Origin of the sequence: Xanthomonas euvesicatoria (assembly GCF_013112235.1) — a bacterium.
GTDB classification, from domain to species: Bacteria; Pseudomonadota; Gammaproteobacteria; order Xanthomonadales; family Xanthomonadaceae; genus Xanthomonas; species Xanthomonas euvesicatoria.
This window is the reverse complement of sequence record NZ_JABFFS010000001.1, coordinates 2,465,661-2,480,420: the sequence shown is the minus strand read 5'-3', so window position 1 is coordinate 2,480,420 and position 14,760 is coordinate 2,465,661. Positions and strand designations below refer to the sequence as shown.

The window sequence follows — 14,760 nt, the reverse complement described above, 5'->3', positions numbered from 1 at the left end:
TCGCGCCGTTGCAGATGCTGCTGCTCTTGCCTGCAGCCCTGGCATCGGCCACGCGCCCCAGCCGCAACCACCAGACAGCCGGTACCTGCTCCGATACCGCGCGAACATACGCGCGCTCACGCGAACCATCCATGCAGCATCCAGCCGTCCACCCGACCGGGCGCGGCGAAGGCCCAACCACGCCGGCCGCGCGCAGTCTCCACCACGTAGTAATCGCGACGGGCTTCATCGTCGTCCCACCAACCGCTTTCCAGCCGTTCCGGGCCGGACACGATGCGCAGGTGCGGGTCGTGCAGCGGCACCGGCTGCGGCAGCAACCAGGTGGGGCGCGGCGGACGCGGCGGCGCAGCGGCTTCGCGCACCGCATCGCCGATGGCGCGACGCCACGCGCGCTCCGGGCGCGGGTCGTCGGCCGGCAACACGCGATAGACCGCGTCATCGCCAAGCCGTGCACGCAGGCGCTCGCGCAGTTGCGGCCACTCCACCGATTGCTGCGCGCGCTGATCGAACAGGTCGCGCATGGCCGGTACGAACGGTGGCAGCTGCCGTGCCAGCAAGCGCATCGCCACCACCGGCCGCGGAATCTCCACCCGCTCCAGCCGGTTGCGGGCCAGCTCGAACAGCAAGGTGGGCGCGCGTTCCGGCGTGAGCAGACCGATCTCCACATCGGTCGCGCCTTCTTCATGCTCCAGGCGCAATAAAAACCGCTGCACGCCGCCATCGCGAATGGACAGATACGTGCACAGGTCGCCGATCAGCCGGCGCAACGGAAACAGCAGCGCCGGATGCGTTTCCACCTCATAGCCCAGCTCCACGCGGTGGTCGAAGTGGTCTGGCGGCGCGTAGCACTCCAGTGGGTCGTCGACCTGCCCGTAGAGGCGATCCAGGTGATCGAGCAGGCCCGCACCAAACCGCCGGCGCAACCCGTCACGCGGCAGGCCGCGCACCGCCGCGAGCGTGCGCACGCCCATGTGCTGCAGGCGCTCGCCGGCATCGTCAGGCAATGCAGCGCGGCGTACAGGCACCTTGTCGAGCGTGCTGTGCAGGGCCGGCAATTGCGTCACCACCATGCCGTCGCGCAGCCCAGCCAGCACGCGTGCGGCGCGCGGCGTGGGCGCCAGCGCAAGCCGGTGCTGGAAGCCCAAGGCCTGCAGCTCATCGCGCAGGCGACGCTCGAAGCGCGGCCAGGGGCCGAACAGGCGAAAGCTGGCACCGGCTTCCAGCACGATGGCGCGCGACCACTGCTGGCTGACCAGCGAACTATGCCGATACGCCCAGGCCGCAAGAAACCGCTGCGTGCGCGCTTCGTTTTGCGCGTCGTAATCGATGGTGCGTACCTGCGTCATCAAGGCATGCGCCGCCGATAGCCGCATGCCGGCCTTCAACCCAGCTGCGCCAGCGGCAGCATTGACCGAATGCAGGCTGCGCAGCTGCGCCGGGCCTTCCACCAGCGCCAGTGGCGCCTGCGGTTCTTCCAGACGCCGAAGGACGGCGTCCAGCGCCAGCTGCGGCAGCAATATGCAGGCCCACAACATGCGCGCGCCTCAATGCGCCAGCCGCAACGGCTGCGACGGCACCTGCCCGCCCCGGCATTTGCGCACCTGCCAGGCATCGCGCTCGGGCAGGAATTCCAGCCGCAAGGCCGCCGGCGATGCATTCACCGCATGACGGCGGTCGCGCAGTGCGAACGCGCAGCAATTGCCGCTATCGGCCGCCACCTGCAACCGGCGCAGCGCACGCGCATCGCCGGTCTGCGGCCAGCCCAGTACCGCAGCGCATGCGCCGCTGCGCAGGCATTGTTCGAACGCCCATAACGCTTCGCGCGGCTCGGCCTGCACCACTTCCAGATGCTCCAGCACCACCCCGCCCGCCTGCCAGGCCGGCGCGTAGGGAATGAACGGCGGTGCCACCAATACCACCCGGCTGCTGCTGGCGGTCATGCGTGCCAGCGTGGGCAGCAACAAGGCGATCTCGCCGATGCCATGCGCAGGCAACAACAATTCGGTCAAGGCACGCCGCGGCCAGCCGCCATCGGGAAGCAATGCATCCAATGCCACATGCCCGGTGGATTCACCGCCATTGGCGGTGGCCGTGCCCTGGCCTGCACGCCAGACCGTGCGCGCGGCCAGCAGGGCGTCCAACGGCAGTGCCACGGCCGCATTGCCGTCCTGTCTGATGCGCGCCGGCTCCTGGCTCATGTCAGCCCTGCCGGATCAGGCCGCAGTACAGCCCTTCGATCGCGAAGTCGGCATCGGCCGCCACCACGATCGGCGCATGCGCGCGATTGCGCGGCAGCAGGCGGATCCGTTCGGCGCCGCGCTCCAGGCGCTTGATGGTGATTTCGCCATCCACCCGCGCCACCACGATTTGCCCGTCGCGCGCCTCGTTGCTGCGATGCACGCCCACCAGGTCGCCATCCAGAATGCCGTCATCGATCATCGAATCGCCCTGCACCTGCAGCAGGTAATCCGGGCGCAGCGAAAACAGCGCGCGGTCCAGCCAGAGCTGACGCTCCAGGCCGATATCCGCACCGATCGGCAGACCTGCTGCCACTCGCCCCAGCACCGGCAAGGCCAGCAATGCATCGCGACCGGCGCCTCCCGGTACACGGATGCCACGTTTCTGATTGGGCAGCAGCTCGATCAATCCGGCGTCGGCCAGCGCCTGCACGTGCTTTTGTGCGGCATTGCGCGAGGCGAACCCGAAGGCCTGCGCGATCTCGGCCAGACTGGGCGAGACGCCCGCCTGGGCCTGCTCCTGCAGGAACGCCAACACGGCGGCACGTTGGGGGGGAAGTGATGGCATCGGGGCGAGGCAGCAGGACGGGACAAGGTGTACATTTGTACACCAATCGATCGCAGCAGGCGAGACTGGCGTGCTGAGCCGCTTCAGCACGCCACTTGCGACTGGCTGACGACAGGGTTATAACCTTCGTAATAACGCGAGATGCCGCCATGAAGCTCAAGATCACCGCCATCGGCAATTCCGCCGGCATCATCCTGCCCAAGGAACTGCTGGCCCGCCTGCGGCTTGGAAAGGGCGACGAACTCTATGCACTGGAAACGCCCGACGGCATCAGGCTGACCGCATTCGACCCGACGTTGGCCGCGCAGATGGATGTGGCCGAGCAGGTGATGCGCGAGGATCGCCAAGTGCTGAACAAGCTGGCCAAGTGAACACGCGCATGCTGGTCTGGATCACGCACGCACTTGCATTGGCGATCCACGAACGTCAATTGAGCGAGCACGGCGGCGCAAGCGGAGTGCGCGACGAGGCACTCTTGGCCTCGGCACTGGCACGCCCGCAGCAACTGTTTTCCTACGGCGATCCTCCACCCGATCTTGTAGAGCTGACGGCCAGCCTGGCCTACGGGTTCGCGCGCAATCATCCGTTCGTAGATGGCAACAAACGGACTGCCCATGTGTGCTATCGGGTTTTTTTGCTACTCAACGGCGCCGAACTCATCGCTTCGCAGGAAGAGAAATACGTTGCCATGATGGGCCTGGCCGATGGCGCGTGGAGCGAAGCGACGTTTGCGCAATGGCTGCGACCTCGCGTGCGTTTGCGCGCGGACACGCATGTACACGAACCGCAGGGCCACTACGGCTGAAAACAGGCCTGTGGCACGCGACGCGCTTGTCTGGCATTTGCACGCGCAGTCTTGGATCCACACGCCGCAACCAGTCAGCACTGACGTCACTGCACGGCATAGACGCTCTTACTCGGCACGCTTGCGCGTTGCCGCGGCTTTCTTTGCGGCGGCCTTGCGTACTGCCGGGCCCTTGGTCTTGGCCGCCTTCTTTGCTGCCGTCGAACGGTCGCTGGCAGTGCGCTTTTTTGCGGCACCCGTGGTCTGTTTGGACAATGCCTTTTTGCCTACCGTCTTCTTGGCGGTAGTGCCCTTGCTGGCGGTCTTGAGGGCTTTCTTGGCACCGGCCGAGCGCGTAGGCGACACCGGCTTTTTGGAGGTTGCCGCTGCCTTGTCCTGCGCGGCTTTTTTCTTGGTGGCCTTGGACGCGGAACTGCGCGGGGCGACGTCCACGCCATCGCGGCGCGCCTTGGACAAGCCGATCGCAATGGCCTGCTTGGTACTTTTCACACCATGCGCGCCGTCGCGCACCTGGTCGATTTCTTCTTTGACATATTCGCCGGCCTGGGTGCTGGCCGATTTTCCTTCGCGCTTGTCCTTGGCAGCAGCGCGGCGTGTCTTGGCCTGTGGCATGGCACTTCCCCTGTTGTGGATGGCAACTCGATGTAACAAGCGCCGCGTCAATGCGCAGTGGGCGCGGTGCTCACCTGGCGTTGAAGCATGCCTGCCGCTTTTTCCAGGTCATGCACCTGCGCCGTGACCGATCCACTCAACGACATGCGAAACCGCCAGCGATCACGCCCCCTCACCGGCTGGCAACGGTTCGCCTTGGGCGTCGTAGGCAGGCGGGTGATAGAAATTGACCGTCTTCAACGGTGTGCTCCCGGTATTGCGGATCTCATGGGTTTCACCGCGCTCGATGGCGATCAGGCTACCGGCCTGCAGTGCATGCGTCTGCCCCTCGATCACCGCCTCGCCGGTGCCGTCCACCACGTACAGCCATTGATCGGCACCACGGTGGCGATTGTCTGGCCCGCCCTCGCCCTGGCCCGGTGCAATCGCCATTTCGGCAGCTTGCACCTGGCGCACCGAAAACAGCACCTTGAACGCGTCGGTCAATGTCAGTTGTGCAATCTGCATAAGGCACTCCTCAGGGTTGAGGCGATGCTGAGGCGACGCACGTCAACGTGCTGGCAACATGCTCAGCCGTTGCGGCAATACCAGGCCCAAATATGTTCGGGCACATGTGCCTGCACGGGAAGATCCAATGCGCGGTAACCATCGAGTACATCGCGCAGCGCACGTTGTGCTGGCGTGGGGCCGACCAGGCCATCCAGTTCGTCCGCACTCAACTGCACCGCGGCCCAGTCGTAGAGCCGATCGATACGCTGGGCCATCGCCGCCTGCAGCCAGTCGCGCAACACGAACACGCGATACCCGCCCTGCTGCAGTTGCGCGACTGCACGTTGCAATGCCTCGCCCACGCCCCGAAACCATTCGGTATGCCCACCGGCCACTGCGCGGATCGCCATCGGTGGCGGTGCGTTGTGCGCAAGCAGCGGGCGCCGCAGTTGCAGTTCGAGATCGCGCGCATCGCGCTCGCGCTCGGTTTCCACCAGCAGCCCGTGCTCCAGATCGAAAAAATCGAACCAGCGCGGATGCAGGCTACCGATGCGCCCCAGCGGATCGCGCGAGAAACCGATCTTGCAATGGTCTTCCCACTGGCATGGGAACACATAGGTGAAGCAACGTCCGTCGATGGCCACTGGCGTGCTGCCAGGCGCGCGCACGCTCATCGGCGACCTGCATGCGCTTGGGTCGGCTGCACCGCGCGCGCATCCTCCGGCGTCGGTTCCCACCCGAACACGCTACGCCCGCCATAGCGATGCGAATCGCGACGTTCCTGCGCGATGTAGTCGTCCACCGTCGGCCCTTGCGCGCTGGCTTCGAGCCGACGCGCCTGCGCGTCAAGCCGCGCAATCGCCTGCAAGCGTTCGTCGTTGCCCAGTCTGGCCTGCTGCATCGCTTGCTTGAGTACGCCGATGGTGTGATCGAGCACGCGTGTGGGCACCGGGAACGGTTGCCGGTCCTTGCCGCCATGCGCAAGCGAAAAGCGTGCCGGGTCGCTGAAACGGCATGGCGTGCCGTGCATCACCTCGGCCACCATCGCCAGCGAGCGCAAGGTGCGCGCACCCACGCCGGGCACTTGCAGCAGCGCGGTGAAATCGCGCGGCCCCGCTTCGGCAGCGGCGGCCAAGCTGGCGTGCAGCCGTCGTGTGATCACGTTTTCGCTGCGCACGTCATGATGGTCGGGCATGCACAGATGCGGTTGTTGTGCCGGGTCCCAGGCGTGCACGGCGAACAGATCGCCGGTGAGCGGACCTTGCGCCGCAGGCGCCTCCACACCCGCAATCCGTTGCCACTGCTGTGCCAGCCGGTCCGGCGCGGTGCTGCGCAGCAGTTCCACCTGCGCATCGCGCGAGGCAGCGGCGCGGTGGTCGGCGAGATTGACGATGTTGCCTTGATGCGCGCCATCGATGGCAGCATGCGGCGCATCCACAAAACTGCTCAGGCCTTCGGAGAGCCAGTGATACCGGCGTGCCTGCTTGCGCTGCCCATGCATGCCTTGCTGCACCACCACCCAGCGGCCATCGTCGCTGACGATGAAGCCGTGCAGATACAGATCGAAACCGTCCTGCACGGCAGCGCTGTCCACCTTGGCGACCAGGCGGCTGGCCTGTGCCAATGCGGCGCCGTCCAACCCGACCGCATCGCCCACGGCCAGCAACTCCGAAGGCGTGGCACGCGAATGCCGGCCGCGCCCGCCACAGACATGAATGCCCAGTTCGCCGGACAGTGGCGTCAACCCACGCTTGAGCGCGCCGATCACGCTGGTGGTAATGCCGGACGAATGCCAGTCCATGCCCATGACCGCACCGAACGACTGAAACCAGAACGGGTGCGCAAGCCGCCGCAACAATTCATCGCGCCCATAGCTGTGCACGATCGCCTCGCACATCACTGCGCCAAGCCGCGTCATCCGCTCACCCAACCAACGCGGAACGCGGCCTCCATGCAAGGGAAGATCCGCACTACCACCACGCCGGCTCATTGCTGCCACCTCGTCTTCATGCCGCCAGGATAATGGCGGCACGTCGCAACAGCTGGGACACCAGCACCACGACGCATGCGCAAAGCTGACACATTCAGCGCACCGCGTGACACTCCACACAGTGCCCGCCTGCACGCTCGCGCCATGCAGGCACGAGCGTGCAGCGATCACGATGCCGCTCCTGAATGCGTGTACGCCGCGTCGTATCGGTGCCAATCGCAGCCGTGGTCACTTTGCGTTGACCACAGCGCCGTCAAGGTGGTGGTCCTTCTCCTCAGCCATCGCCACGGGGTTCGCATGACTGCCACACCCGCCACTGCCCATGACACGGCGCCGGCCACTGCCACCACCAGTGCGCCGACCTACCCGATCAACCTGCGCATCAACGGTCAGCCGTATCACTTGCAGCTCGAAGCCTGGGTGAGCCTGCTCGACCTGCTGCGCGACCGCCTCGACCTCACCGGCACCAAGAAAGGTTGCGACCATGGCCAATGCGGCGCTTGCACGGTGCTGGTCGATGGCCGCCGCATCAACAGCTGCCTGACCCTGGCCGTCATGCAGGACGGCGCCGACATCACCACCGTCGAAGGGCTGGCCGATGGCGACGCACTGCATCCGCTGCAACGCGCCTTCATCGCCAACGACGCATTTCAGTGCGGTTACTGCACTCCGGGGCAGCTGTGCTCGGCCGTGGGCTTGATCAACGAAGGCAAGGCGCACGACCGCGACCAGGTACGTGAACTGATGAGCGGCAATATCTGCCGTTGCGGTGCCTATCCGCAGATCACCGATGCCGTGATGGAGGTGATGGGCAAGCCCAGCGACAGCAGCGACAGCGCGGCCACTCCGTGGACGCCAGGGACGGTGCCGGCATGATTCCGCTCACCTACACCCGCCCGGACACCGTCGATGCGGCGCTTGGCGCCATTGCAGTGCGCAGCGGCGACACGCAGCCGGTGCCCTCCGAGGCACCGGTACGCTTCATCGCCGGCGGCACCAATCTGACCGATTTGATGAAACTGCAGCTGATGCGCCCCAGCAGTTTGATCGACATCAATCGGCTGCCGCTGGACAGCATCAGCACCCAACCCGACGGCGGCCTGCGCCTGGGTGCGTTGGCGCGCAATGCCGACACTGCATATCACCCGGAGGTGGAAACGCGTTACCCCTTGCTGAGCGCGGCGATTCTGGCCGGCGCTTCGCCGCAGATTCGCAACATGGCCAGCAATGGCGGCAACCTGCTGCAGCGCACGCGCTGCATGTATTTCTACGACCATGCCACCCCGTGCAACAAACGCGACCCGGGCACCGGCTGCTCGGCCATTGGCGGGCTGACCAAATACAACGCCATTCTCGGCACCAGCGCGCATTGCATCGCCACGCATCCATCGGATATGTGCGTGGCATTGGCCGCGCTGGATGCCGTGGTGCACGTGCAGGGCGCCAATGGCGAGCGCGACATTCCGCTCGCGCAGTTCCACCGTCTGCCTGGCGATCACCCGGAACTGGATAGCACCTTGGCGCCGGACGAATTGATCGTGCATATCGATCTGCCCGATGCGCAGCGCTTCGTTGCGCATAGTGCCTACCTCAAGATCCGCGAGCGCCTCTCCTATGCGTTCGCGCTGGTGTCGGTGGCAGCGGCCCTGGATCTGGCCGACGACGGCAGCATTCGCGAAGTGCGTGTGGCACTGGGCGGCGTGGCCCACAAACCCTGGCGCAATGCCGATGCAGAGGCACCGCTGGTCGGCCAGCCGGCCACTGCCGACACCTTCGGCCGCCTGGCCGATGCGCTGCTGCAGGGTGCGCAACCGCAGGGCGAGAATGCCTTCAAGCTGCCGCTGGCACGCCGCGCCATCGTGCGCGCATTGAGCGTTGCGCGCGAGGGCACCCTCGACAACCGCGGGCGCACCAGTGCGCTGGAGGAATCGCCATGAACGCACGCATCCCCGACCTGTCCGACAGCGCGCTGACCCCGCCGGTTGCCGACAGCGGCACCGGCTATCGCCCCACCGGCACCGGCGTCACGCGCATCGACGGACGCGCAAAAGTCACCGGCCAGGCGCGTTATGCCGCCGAATGGCCGGTGCCGGACTTGGCCTATGGCGTGGTGGTCAACAGCAGCATTGCCAAGGGTGAGATCGTTGCCTTCCATCTGGATGCAGCACGCGCAGTCCCCGGCGTGCTGGAGATCGTCACCCATGAAAACCGCCCGCACATGCGCGGCATGGACCTGTTCTACAAGGACATGACGGCGCCGGCCGGCTCGCCCTTCCGTCCGTTGTACGACAACAAGATCTTGTACAGCGGCCAGCCCATCGCGCTGGTGGTTGCCGAGACCTTTGAAGCGGCGCGCCATGCCGCGCATTTGGTGGAAGTGGAGCTGTTGCAGGACCCGCACGACACCAACCTGATGACCAACCTGGACCGTGCACACGCGCCCAAGCCGTTGAAGGCCGGATTTTCGCCGCCGCCCAAGGACAAGGGCGATCCGCAGAGCGCATTCGACAATGCCGCGTGCCAGGTACAGGCCGACTACTACAGCGGCGTCGAGCACCACAACCCGATGGAATTGTTCGCTTCCACCGTCATCCGCGACGCCGACGGCCATTTCACCATTTACGACAAAACCCAGGGTTCGCAGAACAGCCGCTGGTACGTGTCGCACGTGTTCGGGCTGAGCAAGCGCAAGGTGACCGTGCGCAACCCGTACGTGGGCGGCGCGTTCGGCTCCGGGCTGCGCCCGCAGTATCAGTTGCCGCTGGCGGTGATGGCGTCGATCCTGCTGGATCGCTCGGTGCGCGTGGTGCTGACGCGACAACAGATGTTCACCTTCGGCCACCGCCCGGAAACGCTGCAGCGGCTCAAGCTCGGCGCAGATCGCGACGGCACCTTGCGCTCGGTCTGGCATGAAGCCATCGCCGAAACCTCGCGCATCGAAGACTACGTCGAGGTGGTGGTCAACTGGAGCGGTCAGTTGTACGCCTGCGACAACGTGCACCTGGGCTACAAGCTGGTGAGTCTGGACCAATACAGCCCCATCGACATGCGTGCGCCCGGCGCCGCGCATGGTGTGCATGCGCTGGAAGTGGCGATGGACGAGTTGGCCTATGAGGTCGGCATCGATCCGTTGGCACTGCGCCTGAAGAACTACGCCGAGGTCAATCCGGCCGACGACAAGCCCTACTCCACCAAGGCGCTGCGCCAGTGTTACGAGCAAGGGGCTGAGCGCTTCGGTTGGGCGCAACGCCCCCTGCAGCCGCGCGCGCGCAAGGAAGGCAGCGAGTGGGTGGGCTGGGGCATGGCCACCGGGCAGTGGGATGCGATGCAGATGTTCGCGCGCGCACATGCGGCGCTGCATGCCGACGGCCGTTTGGTGGTCAGCAGCGCAGCCAGCGATATCGGCACCGGCACCTATACGGTGATGGCGATGATCGCTGCCGAAGCGCTGGGCCTGCCCTTGGAGCAGGTGACGTTTCAACTTGGCGACTCCACTTTGCCGGTTGCGCCGATCGAAGGTGGCTCCTCGCACGTCACCACGGTGGGCTCGGCAGTGGATGGCGTGTGCGCAAAGCTGCGCGGGCGTCTATTGCGCCTGGCCCAGGCCCTGCCGGACTCGCGCTTTGCCAAGGCCAAACCTGACGATGTGGTTTTTGCCGACGGCAAGCTGGCATTGCGGGCCGATGCCGGCAGCGCCATCGCCTTGACCGACCTGCTGCGCACTGCAGGGCTGGAGCAGATCGAAGATAAGTTCCTCCTGCTGCCGAACGTGCTCAAGCAACGCAAATACACCCGTGCCACGCACGGCGCGGTGTTTGTGGAGGTCCGGGTGGACGAAGAACTGGGCACGGTGCGGGTCACCCGCGTGGTCAGCGCCGTTGCCGCCGGGCGCATCCTCAATCCGATCACCGCACGCAGCCAGATCGTGGGTGGCGTGGTCTGGGGCATCGGCCAGGCGCTGCACGAGCACACCCAATCGGACCATCGCTTCGGCCGCTTCATGAATCACGACCTGGCGCTGTATCACGTCTCCGCCAACGCCGACATTCACGACATCGACGTGATCTTCGCCGACGAAGACGACCGCGTCGTCAGCAGCCTGGGTGCGAAGGGCGTGGGCGAGATCGGCCTGGTCGGCGTGTCTGCGGCGATCTGCAACGCCATCTTCCACGCCACCGGCAAGCGCATCCGCAGCACGCCGATGACGCCGGACAAGGTGATGGCGGACTGACCTGCAGTGCACGTTGCGCTTGCAGGCAATGCTTGGCGCTTTGGGTAGTGAAGTGATCCCAACAGTCGGGCCCAATGCAGCGATGCATTGGGCCCGCTGCCATGTCGGTCAGACGCATGGCCGTACGGTAGCGCGGCAAATGCGACGCATGCCACTTGCAACCCTGTCATGCGCAGCGTCTTCTGCCTTATGTGTCGATACCGCTCGTACGCACCTGCACAAGCGGTCGTGATCGACAGGCAGGCATGCGGGTGATCAGCCTGGGCAGGCAGCGGCAAGTTGACCGCGATGCCAGATACATCCCGCAACGCATCACAGCTTTCCGGCATCATCCGTTAGCGTCGTCCGTAGGCTCACGGGGGATCGCAGGCACGGCACTTCGTACGATGCGGCGCGGGCTGACCTGTTGGTTCTACTGTCCGCGCAACACCTGCGCCAGAAACGGTGCGGTGCGGCTGCCACGATGGCGCGCCACGACATCCGGCGCTCCGGCCACCACAACCTTGCCGCCCGCACCGCCCGCGCCCGGCCCCATATCCAGCACCCAGTCGCTGCTGGCGGCCACGCGCATATCGTGTTCGACCACGATCACGGTGTTGCCTGCATCGACCAGCCCTTGCAACTGGGCCATCAAGGTATCCACGTCGGACGGATGCAGGCCGGTGGTGGGCTCGTCCAGCACGTAGACGGTGTCGCGCTTTTGGGCGCGTTGCAGTTCGGTCGCCAGCTTGATGCGCTGCGCTTCGCCACCGGACAGTTCGGTGGCCGGCTGGCCAAGACGCAGATAGCCCAGCCCCACTTCGCGCAACACCTGCAACGGGCGCAACACGCTGGCATCGTCGGCAAAGAAGATGGCTGCCTGATCCACCGTCATTTCCAGCACCTGCGCGATGTTGCGACCGCGTAGCGCGATCTCCAACGTCTTGGCGTTATAGCGCGCGCCGTGGCAGGTGGGACACGGTGCGTAGACGCTGGGCATGAACAGCAATTCCACATACACCGAGCCTTCGCCCTCGCAGGTGGCACAGCGGCCCTTGGCGACGTTGAAGGAGAACTGCCCTGGGTCGTAACGGCGCCGGCGTGCGGCGGGCGTGGCCGCAAACAGCTTGCGTACCGGGTCGAACAGGCCGGTGTAGGTGGCCAGATTGGAGCGTGGGGTACGGCCGATGGGTTTTTGATCCACGCGCACCAGGCGGCGCACCTGATCCAGCCCGGCAACAATCGCACCCTCCGACGGCACCTGCGTGCCGCGCTCCAGTGGATCCAGTGCTTCTTCGTCCTCTGCCTGCGCCTGCCCCAGATGGGCGGCCAGCAGTTCCACCAGCGCCTGACTCACCAACGACGATTTGCCCGAGCCGGACACACCGGTCACGGTAGTGAACACACCTAACGGCAGGTCCACATCCAGCGCGCGGACGTTGTTGCGGGTGATGCCGCGCAGCTGCAACCAACCGCGTGCCGCGCGCGCCTGGCGATGCACCTGCGGCGGCGTGCCGAACAGATAGCGCCGTGTGGAAGAGGCCTGCACCTGCTCCAATCCCGCGGGCGGCCCGCTGTAGAGCACCTGCCCGCCCTGCACGCCGGCTGCCGGGCCGACATCCACGATCCAGTCTGCATGGCGGATCACGTCCACTTCGTGTTCGACCACGAAGACCGAATTTCCGGCCGCCTTGAGTTGATCCAACGCACCCAGCAGTGCCTGCGCATCGGCGGGATGCAAGCCGGCCGATGGTTCGTCCATCACGTACACCACGCCGAACAACTGCGAGCGGATCTGCGTAGCCAGCCGCAGCCGTTGCAACTCGCCAGGCGACAAGGTGGGCGTGCTGCGCTCCAGGCTGAGGTAGCCCAGACCCAGCGCCTGTACGACGGCGATACGCGCGCGCAGATCCGCGGCGATGCGTTGCGCGGCGATCGCTTGTTCCGGATGTTGGCGCGCATCTTTACGCGTACCTTTGGATGGGGCGGCTTCGGCGGCGGGGCGCAGCAGCTCGGCAACCTCGTCCAGCGGGCGCCGCGACAGCTCCCCGATATCCAGCCCGGCAAAGGTGACCGACAAGGCCTCGCGGCGCAGGCGTTTGCCATCGCACTGCGGGCATTGCGTGCTGAGCAAATACTGCGCCACGCGCTTTTTCATCTGCGCGCTCTGGGTGGTGGCAAAGGTGTGCAGCACATAACGCCGCGCACTGGTAAAGGTGCCCATGTAGCTGGGCTCTTCCTTGCGCTTGAGCGCGCGTTTGACCTCGGCCAGGTCGTAACCGGCGTATACCGGCACCACCGGCTGTTCGTCGGTGAACAAAATCCAGTCGCGGGTCTTCTTCGGCAGCGTGTGCCATGGCACATCCACATCGATGCCCAGCGTGGTGAGGATGTCGCGCTGGTTCTGCCCATGCCATGCGCCCGGCCAGGCGGCGACCGCACGCTCGCGAATGCTCAGGCTGCGGTCCAGCACCATGGTCGCTTCGGTGGCGTCATAGATGCGCCCCAGGCCGTGACAGGTCGGGCATGCCCCCGCAGGCGTGTTCGGCGAAAAACCGTCGGCGTAGATGATCTCCTGCCCCGGCGGGTACTGGCCGGCACGCGAATACAGCATGCGCAATGAGTTGGAGATGGTGGTGACGCTGCCCACCGACGAGCGTGCACTCGGCGCGCCGCGCGCCTGCTGCAAGGCCACTGCCGGTGGCAGGCCATCGATGGAATCCACCTCCGGCACGCCTACCTGGTCGATCAGCCGCCGCGCATACGGCGAGATCGAATCCAGATAGCGCCGCTGCGCTTCGGCAAAGATGGTGCCGAACGCCAACGACGACTTGCCCGAGCCGGAAACGCCGGTGAACACCACCAGTGCATCGCGGGGGATATCCACATCCACGTTCTTGAGATTGTGCTCGCGCGCGCCGCGCACGCGCACCAGGCCAGTGGAAGACGTCGCGTTTGACATGACTACCGAAACCAGAGATCGACAAGACGCCAGCCTAGCGTGCGCGCCATGCAGCCGGTGTCAGCGATGGTGATCGAGCGCAGGCAACACCCAAGGTGCCAGGCGCTGCAGGGCGCATGCGGTGGCTGACGAGGCACGGGACGCATTCGTCAGATGGAGGGCGGACAGGGCGCAGCAACACATCTGCGCGTCGTACCTGCCGCTGCCGGATGTACCGCCGTCTCCCAGCGGCGCTCAGCCCAGCGCATGTGCCGGCGTCACCTGCTCACCGGTGTCGGCCAGGGCATGCATGCGCGTCACCACGCCACTGAACAACCGCGCGGTGGCGGCATTGCGTGTACGGAAGACCTCTTCCAGCGCGGCGTAATACCACAGCGTGCCTTCGCGCCCGGCAGTGAACACATCGAAAATGCCCTGACCGACGGCAGGATTTTCCAGGTCCTGCACGATGCTGCGCGCGTTATAGAGCTTGTCGCAGCCGGACACCAACAGCGCGCGCTCGGGCGTCTTGCGCAGGTGCGCAAGATAGGCCTGCTTGCGCTCGCGCCAATCGCGTTTGCGTGCGCGCTCGCTGTTGTCCACCTCGGCCTTGTCTTCGGCAGTGGCATCGGTGCAAGCCATCACGATATCGGCCACCGCATCGCCGAACTGCGCACGGATCGAGGCCTCGTGCCCGCCACCGCAATCTTCCACCACATCGTGCAGCAGGCCGGCGATGGCTTGTTCCTCATCGCCGCCGCATTCCAGCACCAGCGTCGAGACACCCAGCAAATGACTCAGGTAGGGCACCTGCGTGCCCTTGCGCACCTGCCCGGCGTGAGCGATGCGCGCGTAGTCCACGGCCAGGGCGTAGCGTTCGGTGAGAGCGGTCATGGGGCATCCGATGC

The 14,760-nt window shown here is 65.8% G+C and carries 14 protein-coding genes; 5 read left to right on the top strand and 9 right to left on the bottom strand.

From position 1 onward, the window contains the following. Window positions 1-116: 116 nt before the first annotated feature. The 3 genes from HLH45_RS10740 to lexA are packed head-to-tail and all read right to left on the bottom strand — an operon-like array spanning window position 117 to window position 2,805. Window positions 117-1,535: a Y-family DNA polymerase gene (locus tag HLH45_RS10740; protein WP_008571902.1), complete on the bottom strand. Its 1,419-nt coding sequence runs from the start codon at window positions 1,533-1,535 to the stop codon at window positions 117-119. A 9-nt stretch (window positions 1,536-1,544) separates the two neighbouring features. After that, on the bottom strand, window positions 1,545-2,198 hold the full coding sequence (imuA, locus tag HLH45_RS10735) for a translesion DNA synthesis-associated protein ImuA (RefSeq protein ID WP_011346702.1): 654 nt from the start codon (window positions 2,196-2,198) through the stop codon (window positions 1,545-1,547). A gap of 1 nt (window position 2,199) precedes the next feature. Continuing rightward, window positions 2,200-2,805 carry a transcriptional repressor LexA gene (gene lexA, locus HLH45_RS10730; RefSeq protein ID WP_011346701.1) on the bottom strand — a complete coding sequence of 202 codons (606 nt, stop codon included), beginning with the start codon at window positions 2,803-2,805 and terminating at the stop codon, window positions 2,200-2,202. A gap of 149 nt (window positions 2,806-2,954) precedes the next feature. Between lexA and HLH45_RS10725 the strand changes: the two genes are divergently transcribed. Both HLH45_RS10725 and HLH45_RS10720 read left to right on the top strand, forming a co-directional pair. Further along, window positions 2,955-3,176, top strand: coding sequence for an AbrB/MazE/SpoVT family DNA-binding domain-containing protein (locus tag HLH45_RS10725; protein WP_008574105.1), 222 nt, complete (start codon window positions 2,955-2,957; stop codon window positions 3,174-3,176). Between the two features lie 8 nt (window positions 3,177-3,184). Continuing rightward, window positions 3,185-3,610 carry a type II toxin-antitoxin system death-on-curing family toxin gene (locus tag HLH45_RS10720; protein ID WP_011346700.1) on the top strand — a complete coding sequence of 142 codons (426 nt, stop codon included), beginning with the start codon at window positions 3,185-3,187 and terminating at the stop codon, window positions 3,608-3,610. A 108-nt stretch (window positions 3,611-3,718) separates the two neighbouring features. On the opposite strand, the gene HLH45_RS10715 is transcribed toward HLH45_RS10720, so the two are convergent. The 4 genes from HLH45_RS10715 to HLH45_RS10700 form a co-directional block, all read right to left on the bottom strand. Beyond that, window positions 3,719-4,222, bottom strand: a complete 504-nt coding sequence (locus HLH45_RS10715) for a DUF6496 domain-containing protein (RefSeq protein WP_008574107.1) — start codon at window positions 4,220-4,222, stop codon at window positions 3,719-3,721. A 162-nt stretch (window positions 4,223-4,384) separates the two neighbouring features. Then, window positions 4,385-4,729, bottom strand: a complete 345-nt coding sequence (locus HLH45_RS10710) for a cupin domain-containing protein (protein WP_008574109.1) — start codon at window positions 4,727-4,729, stop codon at window positions 4,385-4,387. A 62-nt stretch (window positions 4,730-4,791) separates the two neighbouring features. Continuing rightward, window positions 4,792-5,385, bottom strand: a complete 594-nt coding sequence (locus tag HLH45_RS10705) for a GIY-YIG nuclease family protein (protein WP_008574111.1) — start codon at window positions 5,383-5,385, stop codon at window positions 4,792-4,794. Further along, on the bottom strand, window positions 5,382-6,701 hold the full coding sequence (locus tag HLH45_RS10700; protein WP_031421529.1) for a DUF763 domain-containing protein: 1,320 nt from the start codon (window positions 6,699-6,701) through the stop codon (window positions 5,382-5,384). The genes HLH45_RS10705 and HLH45_RS10700 overlap by 4 nt, the downstream gene beginning before the upstream one ends. A gap of 297 nt (window positions 6,702-6,998) precedes the next feature. On the opposite strand from HLH45_RS10700, the gene HLH45_RS10695 reads away from it, so the two are divergent. Genes HLH45_RS10695 through HLH45_RS10685 form a run of 3 tightly spaced genes read left to right on the top strand, consistent with a single transcriptional unit; the run spans window position 6,999 to window position 10,932 of the window. Beyond that, the gene (locus tag HLH45_RS10695) at window positions 6,999-7,577 is read left to right on the top strand and encodes a (2Fe-2S)-binding protein (protein WP_008574114.1); all 579 of its coding nucleotides are present in this window, start codon (window positions 6,999-7,001) and stop codon (window positions 7,575-7,577) included. After that, window positions 7,550-8,638, top strand: a complete 1,089-nt coding sequence (locus HLH45_RS10690) for an FAD binding domain-containing protein (RefSeq protein ID WP_008574115.1) — start codon at window positions 7,550-7,552, stop codon at window positions 8,636-8,638. Before HLH45_RS10695 ends, HLH45_RS10690 begins: the two co-directional genes overlap by 28 nt. Then, complete coding sequence (locus HLH45_RS10685) at window positions 8,635-10,932, top strand: xanthine dehydrogenase family protein molybdopterin-binding subunit (RefSeq protein WP_008574116.1); 2,298 nt, start codon at window positions 8,635-8,637, stop codon at window positions 10,930-10,932. The genes HLH45_RS10690 and HLH45_RS10685 overlap by 4 nt, the downstream gene beginning before the upstream one ends. 412 nt (window positions 10,933-11,344) lie before the next feature. Here HLH45_RS10685 and HLH45_RS10680 read toward each other — a convergent pair whose 3' ends face one another. After that, entirely contained in the window at window positions 11,345-13,873 is a 2,529-nt protein-coding gene (locus tag HLH45_RS10680; protein ID WP_033478811.1) for an excinuclease ABC subunit UvrA, read from the bottom strand. A 234-nt stretch (window positions 13,874-14,107) separates the two neighbouring features. After that, on the bottom strand, window positions 14,108-14,746 hold the full coding sequence (locus tag HLH45_RS10675) for an HD domain-containing protein (protein ID WP_008574119.1): 639 nt from the start codon (window positions 14,744-14,746) through the stop codon (window positions 14,108-14,110). Between the last annotated feature and the right edge of the window lie 14 nt (window positions 14,747-14,760).